We start from the raw sequence: 15,731 nt of genomic DNA on the forward strand, positions 1-15,731 counted from the left end.
ATCATGCACAAACTGTCTATGTCTTTACTTGCATTGATGCTACCAAAAATGCTCTTTGCCAGTTCTTTTATGCCTAATGAATCGGATTATTATTACAAGTTGGGTGGCTCATCCAATCTATATGTACCCCCTGTTAATAATGACCAAACCATTACTATTGGCGGTAATGTCGATGGACGGCTTGGTTTTACCTGTAATGGATTTAATCCAGTGGTATCCATTACCAACACCTTTCAGGATATGAAATCCTCTGCCATGAATATTCCAGGTGGCATTATTGAAAACCTTAAAGGTTCTGTTGCAGGTTTTCCGCTGTATAAACTTCAGCAATCCATGCCTGGGCTTTATAACGTACTGCAAAATACTGCTAGCTACGCACAAAATGAATTTAGCGTCAAAGTCAAAGACTGTCAGGATGTGAAAAAGACTCTCGAAGAAGGCCAATCGCCCATGGAAAGCATGCTTTCTGTATCTGACAGTCAGGGTTGGCTTGAAGCAGCAAAACGAGCGAAAACTGAAAATGTGGATGTGACTTCAACGGCTAAAAGTATTGCTAAAAAACGAGACGAATATGGACTGCCCTGGATAGGTCGGGAAAGCGGAAATGCTGGTGGAACATACCAACGGCCTATCAAAGTCATTAACGATGTAGTCATTGCGGGTTACAACATTTTACTAAATCGCAAACCACTTAATAATGAGAAGAAGCCAGATACCAAAACACCCATGACGCATACTTGGCCAACACCTGCTGATGCCAGTAAATGGGCAGTTAAAGTATTAGGTGATATTCATGTAAGCACCGCCGCCGATGCAGATAAAACCAAACACGATGCCAAAGCTGGCATTGGATTATCCGCGTTATTGCAAAGTTGTGACAGCTCCAACACCTGTACTTCCAATGTGTCTAAAGCACTGTGGAATCTAGTAGACAAGCAATGGCCGTTGACTGAAGAAAAACTCAAAATGGTTAGTGCATCCAACTTGATGATTACAGATGAAATCATCATCACCATACAACGTATGCCGCGGGAAGAACAAATCTTAACTGTTTCCAAATTGGCCGAGGAAATTGCTGTACAAAACATGCTCGATAAGGCCTTGATGATGCGCCGTATCTTACAAGCTGGTCTTCAAGTACAAGAAGTACAAAACTTAAAGTCCGCGCTTGATATGGTGAAATTTGCCTTAAAGAAACTCGATGATGACATTCATTCTTTAGCTTTTGAAAGCGAAGTCCGTAAAAAAATGATGACTGAAACCTTAGGTCTTTTGATGGATATGCGAGGTAGCGATATAGCCAAGGGCTTGCCTGGTGATGATCATGAACAATCGCAAGTTAAAAATGGCGCAGTCTATGCGAAACCTGATTCCAAAGGAGCATAAGATGGTTGTATTTAGCCCTTTATCCTTGTACACCACCTATTTAGGCTGGCAGCAATATGAGGTTATTTTTAATGCCCTGTGGCAAACCGGTTTGTTATACCTTGGTTTTCTTATGGTAGGGTATCGATTCTTAAAAAATGTGCTGGCACCTTCTGGTGCTACACATCACGCGGCAGAATATGCCTTGAATCATTTTCTTTATGAATTGGCAATTACTTTTTTGATTTGCGGCATCTTTATCTACCCCTGTGTGCCATTGGAAGAAAAAGCCATGAGTTTTAAGCCTATGTGCGGTATAAAAAAAGGAACAGATGCAAAAACCTCTACGTTAAAAGATACAGGTACTACTTATGATGAAGCATTTGCAGACGTACTGACCCCCAATGTCAAAATGCCTATTGGTTTTGCACTTTTGCAAAATTATATGTCAGGAATTACCTACGGCTTAATGAAAGTGACCGGTTGCACCGACAGCTTACAGGCGATTGAAGGCGATTTAATTTCCACCTATTTACCTGCCGATGTACGTGAACAAGCATTGAATTTTCACAGACAATGCTTCCTTGAGGCCAGAAGCCAATATCACAATGAACCGCACGATAAAACTAAGGTCAATGACATTTTAAAAAAATACGGTGGTGAGGAAGATTTGAAATGGGTGGGTTCCAAAGTCTATCAAACACTATACTATGATAAAATTTACGCAAGACAACCCGTAGCTGGCTTTACCTTTAACGAAGCCCCCAACAAAAATCTCGAAAAAGCAGCAGAACGTGGTGATATTGATGCCAAACATCTGCCAGAGCAAGGCTATCCCACCTGCAATCAATGGTGGAAAAAGCTCAAAACAGATTTGGTGCAAGTAGCCAATAACGCCAGTGTCTTTGACAGCCACCTGAATTACTATGCGGTTTTAGACAGGGTACGCACATTCAAAAATAACCATCCCAAAGCCTGGGGTTCGCAGTTAAGCTCAGAAGACTACATTGCCAAGATGTTGCTTAATGACAGTCGCGAAATGCAGGCTAACAGTATGAAAAACCTAATGGGAAACACCAATGGGGCTTTTGGTGGTGCCATTTCTCATGGGTTAGTAAATATTGGGCAATTAACAAAATCATGGACATCAACGCCATTAAAGCGTGAAGCCATTATGCAAACGCTACCTGTCATGCAGGCCTTTTTGTATTTCTTCCTGATTATCTTGACTCCTGTGATTTTGGCTCTAAGTGGTTATAACCCTAAGGCGTTAGGCAGTATTTGCGGTCTGTTTATAATGGCGATATTCCTGCAATACCTATGGCATCTGGTGGGCTTTGTCGAACGCAGTGTGCTTGATCCTTTAGGACAAAACGATGCCATTGCAGCCATGCGCAATATGGCGGTTTTATTCTACTTTATTGCACCCATGTTGCTATTAAAACTGTCCAGTCATTTTGGTGGGGAAGCAGGAGCAGCTCTTGGTGCATTGGTTAATGACGCAGCACAACACAGTAACAAAGTTGCTAACTCAGGTGTGGATACCATCAAGCAAGGGGCAAAAATAGCCAGCATGGGGAAAGTAAAATGAATTTAGTCTCCATGAATATGTCTGGCGTATTCAGATCCACTGATTGCACCATCTTCATAAAGCTCGGTTGCCTTCCCCGCAACATAGTGTGGTTTATCTTTTTCATCGGAAGCAAAGGCAACAATCGCTTGCAAAGCAAGAAAACTTATCTTGCCAAATATTTTCAATCCCTTCCAAACCACCGACTGTTCTGGGGTGTTCTTACTAATCATAAGGAGTTTTTCCATGTTAAATAAATGGTTTTATAAATCCATTATAGGCATAAGCAAATTCATTCTGCCAGTGGTATTACTTTTGTTATTAGCACCTCAATTGATGCAATTTAGTACTGAAATTAGCAGCATGAATGACTTTTTCAAAATCCATCAAGTAGGCTTTTTACTCTGCCATATGCTGTTTTATCTAGCTCTGTATTGGGCTTGGCCAAAACTGATTACAGTCATGATAAACCAACGCCAAGATGAACTTGATGAAGCTCAAATTAAAGTGGCTTTACAAGCAAAATATTACCTGCTTACAGCACTAATCTTTTTTGAATTACTGATGTGGTGGAGATAAATCATGAGTCAATATCCCGTTGAAAATCTTTTGCGTGAACCCACTGAATTCTATACCTTTCTAACTTGTGTTTCACTGGCATGGCTTACTGTCACTCAACCACACCTGTTTCTACTCACACAAAACATGGGAGTCTATGCAGCACTTAGCCTTATGACATTGGGTCTAGTTAGAGGATACCAGGCCTTCCGCATCAAGTGTTATCACCGCAGACTTATTGCTATGCCTTATTATGCTTTGTCCACCACGGAAGTGCCATTATCCAAGAAATGGTTGTTTCTTGGGAAAGGGTTTCGTTGGTTGCCTCATCATACGCAGCGATTACATCAAATTAAACAAATTAGAAATGAATTATTTATGCAACGAAATACCTGCTATCGCAAAGTACGTGATTATTGCAAAAACCACGAAAGTTCATTATTGACCCAACTTTTTAATACCCCATCAAGATTCAATCCATTTAAACCTGACCCACCTGTAGGTGGCAGCTCATACCTACATGGGCTAGGTGAAAAAGACAGTTCTGTCTATATCCCGCAGGAGGTGCGAGTTGGTCATACTTTTGTAGTCGGGACAACTAGAGTTGGCAAAACACGTCTAGCAAGTATCCTAATTAATCAAGATATTAGAAATGGCGATGCAGTGATTGTCGTTGACCCCAAAGGAGATTTAGATTTAGTTCGTGATATGTACTCAGCCTGCAAGGCTAGTGGCAGATTACATGATTTTAGAGTGGTGCATTTAGGTTTTCCTGAATTGTCTGCTCACTACAATCCGCTCAAAAACTATGATCAAGTTAGTGAGGTTGCAACACGTGTTACCGATGCGATTCAAGCTGAGGGCGAAGGAAAACAGTTTGCAGCCTTTGCCTGGAAATATATCAACATTGTAGCTATCTGCCTTGAAGAAATGAAACAACTTATTTCTTATACTTCTATAGGGTTTTACATCAATCGATTGGATCAACTACTAATGGCCTACTCTGATGCCATACTCCCCACACATGATCCAAATTATCATGAAAAAATAGAAGAAATCATCGCTAATAATGATTGCCGGGTAGATAAATACGGCAATACACCGCCGCCTATGAGCCGCTCAAAGGCGGTGGTGAAATATTTACAAGAGCATATCAGTAAAACCATCACTTCAGGCAACGTTGAAAGCCTTCATGATCAAGTACTCATTGATCTGTTTGATGCGGCCATCATGGATAAAAATTATTACGATAAAATCACAGCCAGTGTTGGCCCTGTATTATCAGAGATTAATAAGAGTAATGCCTCAAGGATCTTTTCATTTCGTAAAAGCAACTGTGAAATCGAATTGATGAGCGCAATAAAAAACAAGCAAGTCATCTATATCGGGCTGGATAGCCTGACAAACCCCAATATCGCCCAAGCAGTAGGTAAAGCCTTTTTGTCAGATTTAGTATCCACAGCTGGAAAAATATATAAGGAAAGTAACGCTAGTTACCGTCTCAATCTCCATTGCGATGAGCTTTCTGAAATTATCCAAGACTCGTTTGTCAAAATTTTAAACAAAGCTGGTGGAGCTGGTTTCCAAGTCACAGCTTATGCTCAAACCAAACAAGATATGGAGGTGGCACTAGGTTCAAAAGCGAAAGCAGAAGTGACTGAAGGAAATCTAAACACCCTCATCATGTTACGTGTTAAAAATGAAGAAACAGCCAATTTATTAGTTAAAGTGTTACCAAAAATTGGCGTGGTCGAGCACACTCAAGTCTCCATGGTCAACGACACACCTCATGGCGAAGATGGCGTTTATTTTAACACCACCAATGAAGATCGAGTACAAACTACCGCAGTACCTATGATTGATGTCAATGACATTATCTCATTGCCCAAAGGGCAGGCCTTTGTTTTAGTGAATGGCGGAGAGCTGTACAAAGTAAGAATACCCTTACCTGTGAACGATGGATTAGCTCCCAAGGATATCAAAAGCGCTATTCGTGCAATTAACCAATTAGATGATAACCTTGGAGATTAATATGAAAGCAGAAATTACTTTAAACCTTCGTACCCGTGAAGTGTATAAATTATTTGAGAGAAAAATCAGTGGGGATAGGTTATTTATTGATGTTATTTTGAAAAAGATGAATATTGTCATTGGGCAAAATCGTAAGCAAAATCTCATGGCTCTTAAGATGCTGCATGAGATAGAACAACAGCTCAATTCCCTAACCAATGCATTTGCATCTGAAATTAGGCGATTTGAAGAATTGCTTGCTAAGAAAAAAGAGTTTAAGGGCAAACAAATCAATTTTGTTGTGCTGTTTCATCCAAAGATAATTGTATGTAACCCATTAAGTATTAAATTAGCTGAGTTGCTCGAGATTTATGACCAACTGATAGCAACTTTGAAATTACTCCGGCTTGCAGGATGCTTTGAGACTGATCAGGCATATTTTATCCATATGAAACAAAAACAAAAGCTCACTAACCAATCGCTAAGCAAAATTATTTTGGGCTGAATGAATTGAATTCTTTTAGAATATGGCATTGAATTTTTGTAAAGCCACTATATCTGACAATGCCATAAAAATTATTCAAAATCCCATGACTAAGTTGATGATTTGTTTTTCTCAAAATCTTTAAATATTGCTTCTGCTTTTTTTTGTTGTTCAAGAAGTTTGCAATAATGCTCTCGCATAGAAACATCTTTGGCGTTCTTACACAACTGTTTAAATGTTTCTATATTCTTACTTTCTTGAGCTGGATTTGCAGAAATCATCGAAGGAAAACACAATATAATAAAAATCAATTTTTTCACAATTACATCCTTTATAAATAAAACAACACTCCAAACAAGACTTTAAATAAATCCTGCCCCGCTAGAATAATATAATGGATTTAATAGCACAACATTAACATTTGAGTGCATTGAAACTGTACTATTTCGGAGTTAATTAAAAAGAAACTATTCTGATAGCAGTTCTAAAATTTTAGGAATCCAAGTTTCTTGATACCACAACCACTGATTATTAACGACTAATTCTCCATATTGTTTTGCCTGCATATTCCGTGTATTTGCATCTTTCCACAATCTTTTCCATAAATTTTGATGAATTGTTTTATTAAAATTCTTCCCTTGTTTTTTAATAATATCTATTACCTCATTTTGAGTTAGTTTTTTATGCTGTTTGTATTTAAAGAGAATATTATCAATTTCCACTCCACTGGCTGATTTCTCATCAATAAATCGGTAAGCTCTATCAGCTTGATTTTCATGATTGGCATTTATCCGCATATAAATGACACGATAGCTATATCTTGAATCAGTTAAAGAATCACAATCTGTTTCATAATCTGAAATAAAATCCAGTAAATTTTTAGGCAATTCTTTTTTTTCTATTAGTTCATCAACTTGACTTTCACCAAAAGAAAACAGTTGTAATGCAATCGGAGTAATTTTCTCAAGTCCATAGTTATTCCCAAATAAATTCTTCAATGTAGAATTATAATTTATGCAACACGCTTGGAATTTTGCACTAAAAAACGAATCAATTTTATTCGTCATTTGATGCTCAATTTCATGCCTAATTCCAAGTAAGAATAACAAATTATCTTTGATAGTTTTATCTAGAGGACAACTCTCATGGTTTAAACATTTTTCTAATTCCCAATATCTATAGGCACCATGTTTGGTTTTGATAAAAATTTTTCTGGATTTTGGACTGTTATAATATCGATATTCAATATTATTTTTTCTGAAATAAGCATGTAAAAGATATGTCCAAGCAATATTCATCAGAACAATAAATGATTCTGATTTAAATGTTATAAGAGGATTATTGTAAAGCTGAATTGCGGCCAAAGCCGCCTCTTGTGATTTTTTTATTAACTCATTTTTAATTGAAAAAACTGACCGCTTCCTTTGTTTAGCCATAATTTATCCAACTAAATATTGTCTTTATAGTTTAGATTATCTGGCAAACAAATTTGCGAGCTGCGTCACTGAGGATTTATCCGCAGTGACGCAGCCGAAGGGCTGCGAAATTTTTCAATAAATTCAGTCTACTATTCATCATTGAGCAAGCGCACGCAACGCGATTGCTCAAAATAATCATTTAAAAGCCCTTGTCCAACACAAATCGTTTTGCTAATGTAATATTAAGCATAACTGACGAGACCGGTGCGACTCCGGCGAAACCTTATAGGTCTTATGCAATGGCCACTCTCATTCTCTAATCTTGTGGCAGAACGATAAGTCGAGAACAAAACACCATCTGTACTTCGCAGAACCTATTGCAATAAATGCAATGCAATTCTTTGAGAATTGAACCTCACAATACCATTTCTGTATTGCCCATGCGCAACAATGGCTCGTATAGGCTTTGTTGTATTTAAACCCATTAAAACCTAAGGAGGTCACCACCCTAAAACAAAGAAGTAGCTATGTAATCAGGTCAATGTAAGTTTGCAGTTTAAAACTGATTTGCCCCTGAACTGAGCCTTGAGGCTATATGCCTGGTACTGCAATCTTGCAGGCCGCTCTACCAACACTAAACAAATACCAGGGCAAATAGTTTTAGAGGTTTATAGATGAGAAAAAATCAGCTCAGACAACAAGTAGATCAGTATTGTTATCATGATCACACCGGTTCATTCCGTGCTAAAAAGCACCGACATTTTGTATTACACAAAATGATTCGTGATTTATATCATATTGGGCATGTTCCCCCAAAATGGCATGGGATTACTCCTGATCATATTATGCAACTTGTTGGGCATTGGCAAAAAGAGCAGATCAAGCCCAAAACCATCATGAAGTATATGACCATCATTCGTAGATTTTTCCAGAGCATTGACCATACAATCCCTGACATTAGTAATCAACATTTGAGAATTAAAAGCGCTAATCTTCGTTCCAAGACAATCCACTTTCCAAATAATAGTTTTGAAACGATAAAAAATCCTATTGCAAAAATATTGCTCGAATTCCAAATTTATTTTGGATTAACGTTCAGCGAAGCAATGCGTTTAAATCCTGCCATTCATATCCTGGAAAATTCACTTTGGATTACAAGAGACATTGCCACAAACAGCCATGACCGGAGGATCCCTGTTAGAAATGATAAGCAAGCTCAAGTAAATAACTCACTTCAAGCACTTTGCAAAGAACAAAGTTTGATTTTAACTTATGGGTATCATTCTGTACGAGGCGCGTACAGCCATGAAATAAAAAAAATAGGCCTGTCATCATCAAAGAGCTACCGCTGTTTTTATGCCAAGAGTATGTATCCAGAACTGTGTCAAATCTTGTCCCCTTACCTGGCGAAACAAACAATCATGCGTGAAATGGGGCTGCAATCCAGACGCACGCTTTGGAGTTATCTGCATGAGTAATACAAAATTGCGTTCGGCAAAATTTTCAATCAATGAATTGGTTAAAAAAGCATATAACCACTCCTATGCCAGTCAATCAGACATGCGTCACATGCTATTTCGATGTGTGAAAGATTTACATGAGCTTGGCTATAAAATTAGCCATGTAAAAGGATTAAAAGCAAAACATATCTACGTGTTAGTAGAACACTGGAAATCTGAGGGGAAAAATACAGGAACAATTAAAAACTATATGGCCAAACTACGCAAAACAGCTTGTCTATTGGATAATCCCAAGCTCATTAAGCCAGAAAATAGTGCTTATAACATCGGTCAACGCTCTTATATATCCTCAATCAACAAATCAATTCATCATATTGATCTATCCAGGTGCACCGATCCTTACATTAGATTATCCCTTGAGGGTCAGATGCTTTTTGGCCTAAGGCGTGAAGAATCCATGAAATTTACGCTTAGTGAAGCACACCATGGAGATAGCTTGACGATTAAGCCAAGTTGGACAAAAGGAGGCATAGGCAGAACATTAAATATAACAAATGAGACACAACGGCAATGGTTAATAAAAGTTTCTCAGCAGGTCAAGACTGGGGAGTCGCTCATACCATCAAATAGAACCTATAAGCAGCACTTAAGTCATTATGAAGAACAATCAAAAATCATGGGGGTTAGTAAACTGCATGGCTTAAGACACGCCTATGCCCAAAGACGATATGCAGAGCTAACTCAATTATTTGATCCAAAAAATAAAGGAATGGTATGCCCATTTGAAGGAGGGAAAAAATTTCAGGACATGAATCCAATAGAAAAAGCCATGGATAGAAAAGCACGTCAAATGATTAGCCTTGAATTAGGACACTCTCGCTTATCAATAACAAGAATTTATTGCGGATGAAATAAATCGAAACGTGTTATTAATTCAAAAATAAAACACGTTTCGATTGATTTGTCTGTTGTAACAGTTTATAGTACTAGGTATATAGCACAACTGAAGAGCCAGTGAGAGCCTGTTGAAACCGCAATCGGTCTTGTGAAGAGCCACTATCATTCCCTAATCTTATGGCAGAACGTTAAGTCGGGAACCTCAGTTTCGATCACTGATCACCCACCAGGGTGAAACCACATTAAAACTCTTGTTTTAAACCTGTTTATCCATTCGCAATTGTTCATTTGCGAACGGCTGTTCTTTAAAAATTAGGCGAATCAACCAGACTTGTCGTAATCGAGTATGGATGACTCATTTTTTAATCATCTGGGAGAAACTTCCCTGATGGGGTGGTTTTCCCAATTTTTGGAGAAAATCATGGAAAATGTGAGTTCTACTATCTCAAGAAAGGAATATGTATTTTTTGATTTAGCTTGTTGTATTAATGAATTTCATACCTTGCGCGATGAGTTATCAGCACAAGATATAGAGGAAATTAAACGGCTAAGCAAGAAATTGCATTCTCTTTTAGAAGCTCAACATCCTCAGCTCAATTTAGTTTAACCCTAAGTAGGAGTGCTTATTTCTGCTTAGGGAATAGCACTTCTTTTACAAGGAGTCTTAAAATGGATACACCTCAAATTTATGTTGCATGTCTTGCGGCATATAACAATGGCATACTACACGGAGAATGGATTGATGCAACTCAGGATGTAAGCACTATTTATGATGAAATTCATAAACTGTTGGCTAACAGCCCCATTGAGAATGCAGAGGAATTTGCGATCCATGATTTTGAAGGATTTGGTGGTGCACAAATTGGCGAGTATGACAGCATCAATGATGTTGCTGATTTTGCCTCCTTCATTATGAATCATGGAGAATTAGGTGCTGAACTTTTTAGCTACTACTCTATTGAGGACGCTGAGAGGATGTTAGAGGAAAATTACCACGGTGCTTATGATAGTGAAGTTGATTTCGCCCATGCGCTTTTTGATGACTGCTACAGAGGTGCAATACCGGAGGATTTGCTGTTTTATTTTGATTACGAAGCTTTTGCACGTGATCTATTTATAAACGATTATTTTTCGGTAGAAGCAGATGGTCAAACGCATGTTTTTTCTAGCTACTAAGCCCCTTCTTTGGGGCTTTTATTGCTACCTTGAGTTTAATTTTTCCACCGTTGCTATAGCTTGCTCAAAACCAGGTTTTTCTAACTGATAAACCATTTGCTCCAGAAAAAATCGCCAATGCTCTTCCCACTTTTTATCTGAGCGAAGGTAATGTAATGCTGATATTGATTTCTCATATACGCTATCAGAAGATTCACAGCCAAACATCTCCTGCTCTTTTTCTAAGACCTTTTCCAGTACAAGGTAATAATTTTCTGTAAGGCAATTTTGTTGCTGCAATCGATGAAGATCATACAAATGCCTGACTAAGTGCTTATCTGAGTCGCGCGCGGTTTGATTTGCATCTACAATTCGGCGTGACAATGCCACCCATTTTTCCGCTGCGGTCTCATCTAAGGCAACGCAAGGAACTGGAAAATAATGGTGATCACATTCTGCATCACCTAAAGTTACTTTAACCATTGAAGAAATGTTCCGAATTTCAGGATTTAACTCCAACGTACCAAGAAAACAATCAATGGCAATATGGGGCTTCAAATAAACAATGCCTTGGGCACCATCAAATGAAGCACGAATACTCATATATCGTCCTTCATAAAAGACCTTAACATCCTGTGGTTGAACATTAAAGCCAGCATTGATTAATGATTCAACCAAAGCACGCCGGAATAATCGCAACTCTCGTCGTCTTGCATCTTTACCTAAATTAAGACAAGCAGGCTTAGAAATTACTCGGAAATCGATATCCTCCGAGAGTCTGCTAATCACTCCATAACCTTTAGAAAGGCTAGTACCTCCTTGAAATACCAACTCAAAATAATCATTAGATATTCCAACCAATAAGCGAATTGCTTTGGTAACGAAATAGTCTTTGCGAATAAATCTGCAGGCAATCCTAAGATAATAGCAGTTTGACGAATTTGCTGTTCATTTAATTCACCTGGCATTGATACCACCTTCAAAAATCAGTTTTCTACCCTCTGCATGAATAGAACCACGATATCGACTTTTTAATCGCACACTAAAAACAGCTGGCACCTGGGTAGTTTTTCCCGCATTATAATCGCGGATAGCACTTCCTAACTCCCATTTAATTCCTAATTTATCTAGTGCCTCTGTCACGACTGTTTCAAAGGGTTCTGTCAGCACAGCTTGTATCTTCCTACCAGGGATACTCATAGGCTCGGCTTTGGCAAATAAACCGTGTGCAATTTTAATGATAATACCCTCGTCCATAAATGTACGCAGCGCACGATTTAATTTTAATTGAACTTGATTAGAATGATCTTGTATTAAATCACCCCGCGAAAATACACGGCTGGTTATATGATCAATCTTTTTTCTTAATTCATCACGAAAAGTATTATTGTAATGGTTTTTCCGGTTCATAGCTGATTACCATAACGTCATAAATAGTCATTTTTTATTATAGCACAATATTACGTCACAAATAGTCATTTTAATAAATAATTGATAATTTACTTCACAAGAAGCTAAAATAGCCTCACGTGAGATTTGCGTGTTTGAGTACGACGCAGTACGCCATAATACGCCATTTGTAGTGGTTGTTACGCAGCAAATTTCATAATAAAATCAAGTGGTTAAAATAGAGATTGATGGCTCATAATCCGTTGGTCCTAGGTTCAAGTCCTAGTGGGCCCACCAATTAAAATCAGTAAAATCAATCAGTTACACTTGATACCTTAAATCCCAAGAAACCCACTTCGGGACTTCTTCGGGAGCTACGTGCAAAATCTAAAGGGTCTTCCCCAAATCCGGGGGCACTTTACTCATCCACAAAGCACTCTAACTCTTAATCTATAATTTTCAAAATTTCTAAACCCATAAGCCCTGCGTTGAATCAATTTCATCTTTCGATGAAACCCTTCAGTTATTCCATTATTCTTAGTAAAACGAAGCATTCTGGGTCTTCCCCAAATCCGGGGGCACTTTACTCATCCACAAAGCACTCTAACTCTTAATCTATAATTTTCAAAATTTCTAAACCCATAAGCCCTGCGTTGAATCAATTTCATCTTTCGATGAAACCCTTCAGTTATTCCATTATTCTTAGTAAAACGAAGCATTCTAACGACTTCCTCTCTCCATTTAAATAGTGTATTTCCTAAAGTTCTAAGCGATTGAAAAGCGCTTTGCTTTAGTTCTTTAACCATTTCCAAGAATTGCGGTAATAAGCGTTTACACTCTTTTGCTGTACAATGCTTCTTAGTTAATAGTTCATGCAACTGTTGTTTAAAATCATAAATCGCAGCAATCGCGGGTTGTTGTTTCAGGTATTGGTCGCGTTTGCTTAAACGTAATGACGTTAGATTCTCTGGCTTTGTCTTCAAAGCCATGAGTGTGCCTCTTTGATACTTCATTGTGGGATCAATTTGATGAAAGGTTTGCATGCTCAGTTGGTTAATTAATCGGATGACATGAAAGCGATCAGCCACAATCTTGGCCTTAGGAAAGTGGCGTTTCACCAAAGCCCGATAGCTGCTACTTAAATCGATACACACGACACGTACACGCTCTTTGCCTTCCAATGTTTTAAAATAAGCCTCTAAATCTCGCCCTGAGCGGCCTTTAACAATATCAAAAACCTTATGCTTACCTAAATCACATAAGGTAGTTACATAGCCCTGCTTCTTTGTAAACGAGTGTTCATCAATACCCAATACACGAGGACATAAGGGTGATGTAATCCGTTTCTCTTGCCGTTCATAACCATAATGATACCAACGTTCTATCGTTGATTTGCCTGTATGGAAATGACGGCTTAAATCTTTTTGACTAACACCCTCTGTATGATGGTGAAACACCTCTTTACGCAAGCTTTCTGTAGCTCGCTGGTATTTACCTATCCCCGGAAAACGCTGATTAAAATAGCGCTTACACCCATAGCACTGAAACTTATGCGATTTAATAAGTAAATAGCTATAACGTAATCCGATAGACTCATGACGTATCTTTCGATTAAAGCTATCTTTCTTCCTTAATCGCTTGCCATTGCAGTAAATACAACGCACAACTCGAGTATATCTTACTTCAATATAAACAGGATTGTTTCCTGTCACCTTGACTATTGTATAGCCAGGTAAATTTAGGATAATATCTTTTCTTGGCACTTTAATCCTCTTTTGATTGCGGAATCAAAGAGTTAGATTACTATAATCTGATTAAAGTGCCCCTACATTTGGGGTAGAGCCAGCATTCTAACGACTTCCTCTCTCCATTTAAATAGTGTATTTCCTAAAGTTCTAAGCGATTGAAAAGCGCTTTGCCTTAACTCTTTAACCATTTCCAAGAATTGCGGTAATAAGCGTTTACACTCTTTTGCTGTACAATGCTTCTTAGTTAATAGTTCATGCAACTGTTGTTTAAAATCATAAATCGCAGCAATCGCGGGTTGTTGTTTCAGGTATTGGTCGCGTTTGCTTAAACGTAATGACGTTAGATTCTCTGGCTTTGTCTTCAAAGCCATGAGTGTGCCTCTTTGATACTTCATTGTGGGATCAATTTGATGAAAGGTTTGCATGCTCAGTTGGTTAATTAATCGGATGACATGAAAGCGATCAGCCACAATCTTGGCCTTAGGAAAGTGGCGTTTCACCAAAGCCCGATAGCTGCTACTTAAATCGATACACACGACACGTACACGCTCTTTGCCTTCCAATGTTTTAAAATAAGCCTCTAAATCTCGCCCTGAGCGGCCTTTAACAATATCAAAAACCTTATGCTTACCTAAATCACATAAGGTGGTTACATAGCCCTGCTTCTTTGTAAACGAGTGTTCATCAATACCCAATACACGAGGACATAAGGGTGATGTAATCCGTTTCTCTTGCCGTTCATAACCATAATGATACCAACGTTCTATCGTTGATTTGCCTGTATGGAAATGACGGCTTAAATCCTTTTGACTAACACCCTCTGTATGATGGTGAAACACCTCTTTACGCAAGCTTTCTGTAGCTCGCTGGTATTTACCTATCCCCGGAAAACGCTGATTAAAATAGCGCTTACACCCATAGCACTGAAACTTATGCGACTTAATAAGTAAATCGCTATAACGCAATCCTATCGATTCATGACGTATCTTGCGTTCAAAACTATCTTTTTTCCTTAATCGTCTTCCATTGCAATAAATACACCGTACAACTCCATTATAACTTACTTGAATATAAACAGGATTGTTTCCTGTCACCTTGACTATTGTATAGCCAGGTAAATTTAGGATAATATCTTTTCTCGGCACTTTAATCCTCTTTTGATTGCGGAATCAAAGAGTTAGATTACTATTATCCCATTAAAGTGCCCCTACATTTGGGGTAGAGCCAAAGTTATAAATGGGAAAAGAAACCTAATCCATTGAGCTGAGATGAACAACATAAGCTGTTTGATCACTTGCCTGATCATCTGAAAAGTGGCTTTAATTGGTGGGCCCACTAGGACTTGAACCTAGGACCAACGGATTATGAGTCAGCTTAATCATTTTTAACTACTTGATTTTATTATAAATTTTGCCGCGGGTTTTTCCTACAACTGGCGTACTGTGTCGTACAATGTCGTACTCAAATACGACGATCTCCCGAAGGGTAATATATAACACTAAACATCGTAGTCTCTAAATTTCTGCATATTGATCAGTAGTTTTTATCACAATGTCCATTTTGTGGGGAATCTGCAATAACGTTTACCTGTTATCGGATCATAAGGAACATGAATATTGCCTGTCCTGATTCAAATGGATAAGCCCAGGTACTGCCCCTGCTTTCAGGCTGATTGGC

General features: G+C 38.3%; 16 protein-coding genes and 2 pseudogenes. 9 read left to right on the forward strand and 9 right to left on the reverse strand.

Features of this window, described 5'->3' with window-relative positions:
- Positions 1–3 precede the first annotated feature (3 nt).
- A complete protein-coding gene (locus tag clem_RS12270; protein WP_094091820.1) occupies positions 4–1,386 on the forward strand; it encodes an integrating conjugative element protein in 1,383 nt (460 codons plus the stop codon).
- Between the two features lies 1 nt (position 1,387).
- On the forward strand, positions 1,388–2,956 hold the full coding sequence (locus clem_RS12275) for a conjugal transfer protein TraG N-terminal domain-containing protein (RefSeq protein ID WP_094091821.1): 1,569 nt from the start codon (positions 1,388–1,390) through the stop codon (positions 2,954–2,956).
- Positions 2,957–2,958: 2 nt separating this feature from the next.
- Here the strand turns inward: clem_RS12275 and clem_RS12280 are convergent, their stop codons facing one another.
- Positions 2,959–3,183: a hypothetical protein gene (locus clem_RS12280; RefSeq protein ID WP_232505480.1), complete on the reverse strand. Its 225-nt coding sequence runs from the start codon at positions 3,181–3,183 to the stop codon at positions 2,959–2,961.
- On the opposite strand from clem_RS12280, the gene clem_RS12285 reads away from it, so the two are divergent.
- From clem_RS12285 to clem_RS12295, 3 genes are read left to right on the forward strand one after another with little or no spacing between them, the layout of a single operon-like run.
- Positions 3,182–3,514, forward strand: coding sequence for a hypothetical protein (locus clem_RS12285; protein WP_094091822.1), 333 nt, complete (start codon positions 3,182–3,184; stop codon positions 3,512–3,514). The genes clem_RS12280 and clem_RS12285 overlap by 2 nt on opposite strands.
- 3 nt (positions 3,515–3,517) lie before the next feature.
- Positions 3,518–5,524 (forward strand): type IV conjugative transfer system coupling protein TraD, encoded by a 2,007-nt coding sequence (traD, locus tag clem_RS12290; RefSeq protein ID WP_094091823.1) that lies wholly within the window; start codon positions 3,518–3,520, stop codon positions 5,522–5,524.
- A 1-nt stretch (position 5,525) separates the two neighbouring features.
- On the forward strand, positions 5,526–6,008 hold the full coding sequence (locus clem_RS12295; protein WP_094091824.1) for an AcaB family transcriptional regulator: 483 nt from the start codon (positions 5,526–5,528) through the stop codon (positions 6,006–6,008).
- A gap of 89 nt (positions 6,009–6,097) precedes the next feature.
- Here clem_RS12295 and clem_RS12300 read toward each other — a convergent pair whose 3' ends face one another.
- Both clem_RS12300 and clem_RS12305 read right to left on the reverse strand, forming a co-directional pair.
- Entirely contained in the window at positions 6,098–6,307 is a 210-nt protein-coding gene (locus clem_RS12300; RefSeq protein WP_094091825.1) for a hypothetical protein, read from the reverse strand.
- Between the two features lie 147 nt (positions 6,308–6,454).
- The gene (locus tag clem_RS12305; RefSeq protein ID WP_094091826.1) at positions 6,455–7,423 is read right to left on the reverse strand and encodes a DUF3644 domain-containing protein; all 969 of its coding nucleotides are present in this window, start codon (positions 7,421–7,423) and stop codon (positions 6,455–6,457) included.
- Positions 7,424–8,079: 656 nt separating this feature from the next.
- On the opposite strand from clem_RS12305, the gene clem_RS12310 reads away from it, so the two are divergent.
- The 4 genes from clem_RS12310 to clem_RS12325 all read left to right on the forward strand — a co-directional run bounded on the left by clem_RS12310 (position 8,080) and on the right by clem_RS12325 (position 10,938).
- Positions 8,080–8,883 (forward strand): phage integrase N-terminal domain-containing protein, encoded by an 804-nt coding sequence (locus clem_RS12310; RefSeq protein ID WP_094091827.1) that lies wholly within the window; start codon positions 8,080–8,082, stop codon positions 8,881–8,883.
- Complete coding sequence (locus clem_RS12315) at positions 8,876–9,775, forward strand: phage integrase N-terminal domain-containing protein (protein WP_094091828.1); 900 nt, start codon at positions 8,876–8,878, stop codon at positions 9,773–9,775. Before clem_RS12310 ends, clem_RS12315 begins: the two co-directional genes overlap by 8 nt.
- A 333-nt stretch (positions 9,776–10,108) precedes the next feature.
- The gene (locus tag clem_RS12320; RefSeq protein ID WP_094091829.1) at positions 10,109–10,369 is read left to right on the forward strand and encodes a hypothetical protein; all 261 of its coding nucleotides are present in this window, start codon (positions 10,109–10,111) and stop codon (positions 10,367–10,369) included.
- 62 nt (positions 10,370–10,431) lie between these two features.
- Positions 10,432–10,938, forward strand: coding sequence for an antirestriction protein ArdA (locus clem_RS12325; RefSeq protein WP_094091830.1), 507 nt, complete (start codon positions 10,432–10,434; stop codon positions 10,936–10,938).
- A 24-nt stretch (positions 10,939–10,962) separates the two neighbouring features.
- Here the strand turns inward: clem_RS12325 and clem_RS12330 are convergent, their stop codons facing one another.
- From clem_RS12330 to clem_RS12350, 6 genes and pseudogenes are all read right to left on the reverse strand, one after another.
- Positions 10,963–11,706, reverse strand: coding sequence for a nucleotidyl transferase AbiEii/AbiGii toxin family protein (locus clem_RS12330; protein WP_232505481.1), 744 nt, complete (start codon positions 11,704–11,706; stop codon positions 10,963–10,965).
- Positions 11,703–11,885 carry a hypothetical protein gene (locus clem_RS15180; protein WP_232505482.1) on the reverse strand — a complete coding sequence of 61 codons (183 nt, stop codon included), beginning with the start codon at positions 11,883–11,885 and terminating at the stop codon, positions 11,703–11,705. The genes clem_RS12330 and clem_RS15180 overlap by 4 nt, the downstream gene beginning before the upstream one ends.
- Positions 11,875–12,327, reverse strand: coding sequence for a hypothetical protein (locus clem_RS12335; protein ID WP_094091831.1), 453 nt, complete (start codon positions 12,325–12,327; stop codon positions 11,875–11,877). Before clem_RS12335 ends, clem_RS15180 begins: the two co-directional genes overlap by 11 nt.
- A 401-nt stretch (positions 12,328–12,728) precedes the next feature.
- Positions 12,729–12,863: pseudogene (locus clem_RS12340) on the reverse strand (transposase); the annotation flags it as partial.
- Between the two features lie 30 nt (positions 12,864–12,893).
- Positions 12,894–14,069: an ISL3 family transposase gene (locus tag clem_RS12345; protein WP_094090993.1), complete on the reverse strand. Its 1,176-nt coding sequence runs from the start codon at positions 14,067–14,069 to the stop codon at positions 12,894–12,896.
- Between the two features lie 83 nt (positions 14,070–14,152).
- Positions 14,153–15,199 (reverse strand): annotated as a pseudogene (locus clem_RS12350) (ISL3 family transposase); the annotation flags it as partial.
- Between the last annotated feature and the right edge of the window lie 532 nt (positions 15,200–15,731).

The sequence above is a fragment of the Legionella clemsonensis genome (assembly GCF_002240035.1).
Lineage (GTDB): Bacteria > Pseudomonadota > Gammaproteobacteria > Legionellales > Legionellaceae > Tatlockia > Tatlockia clemsonensis.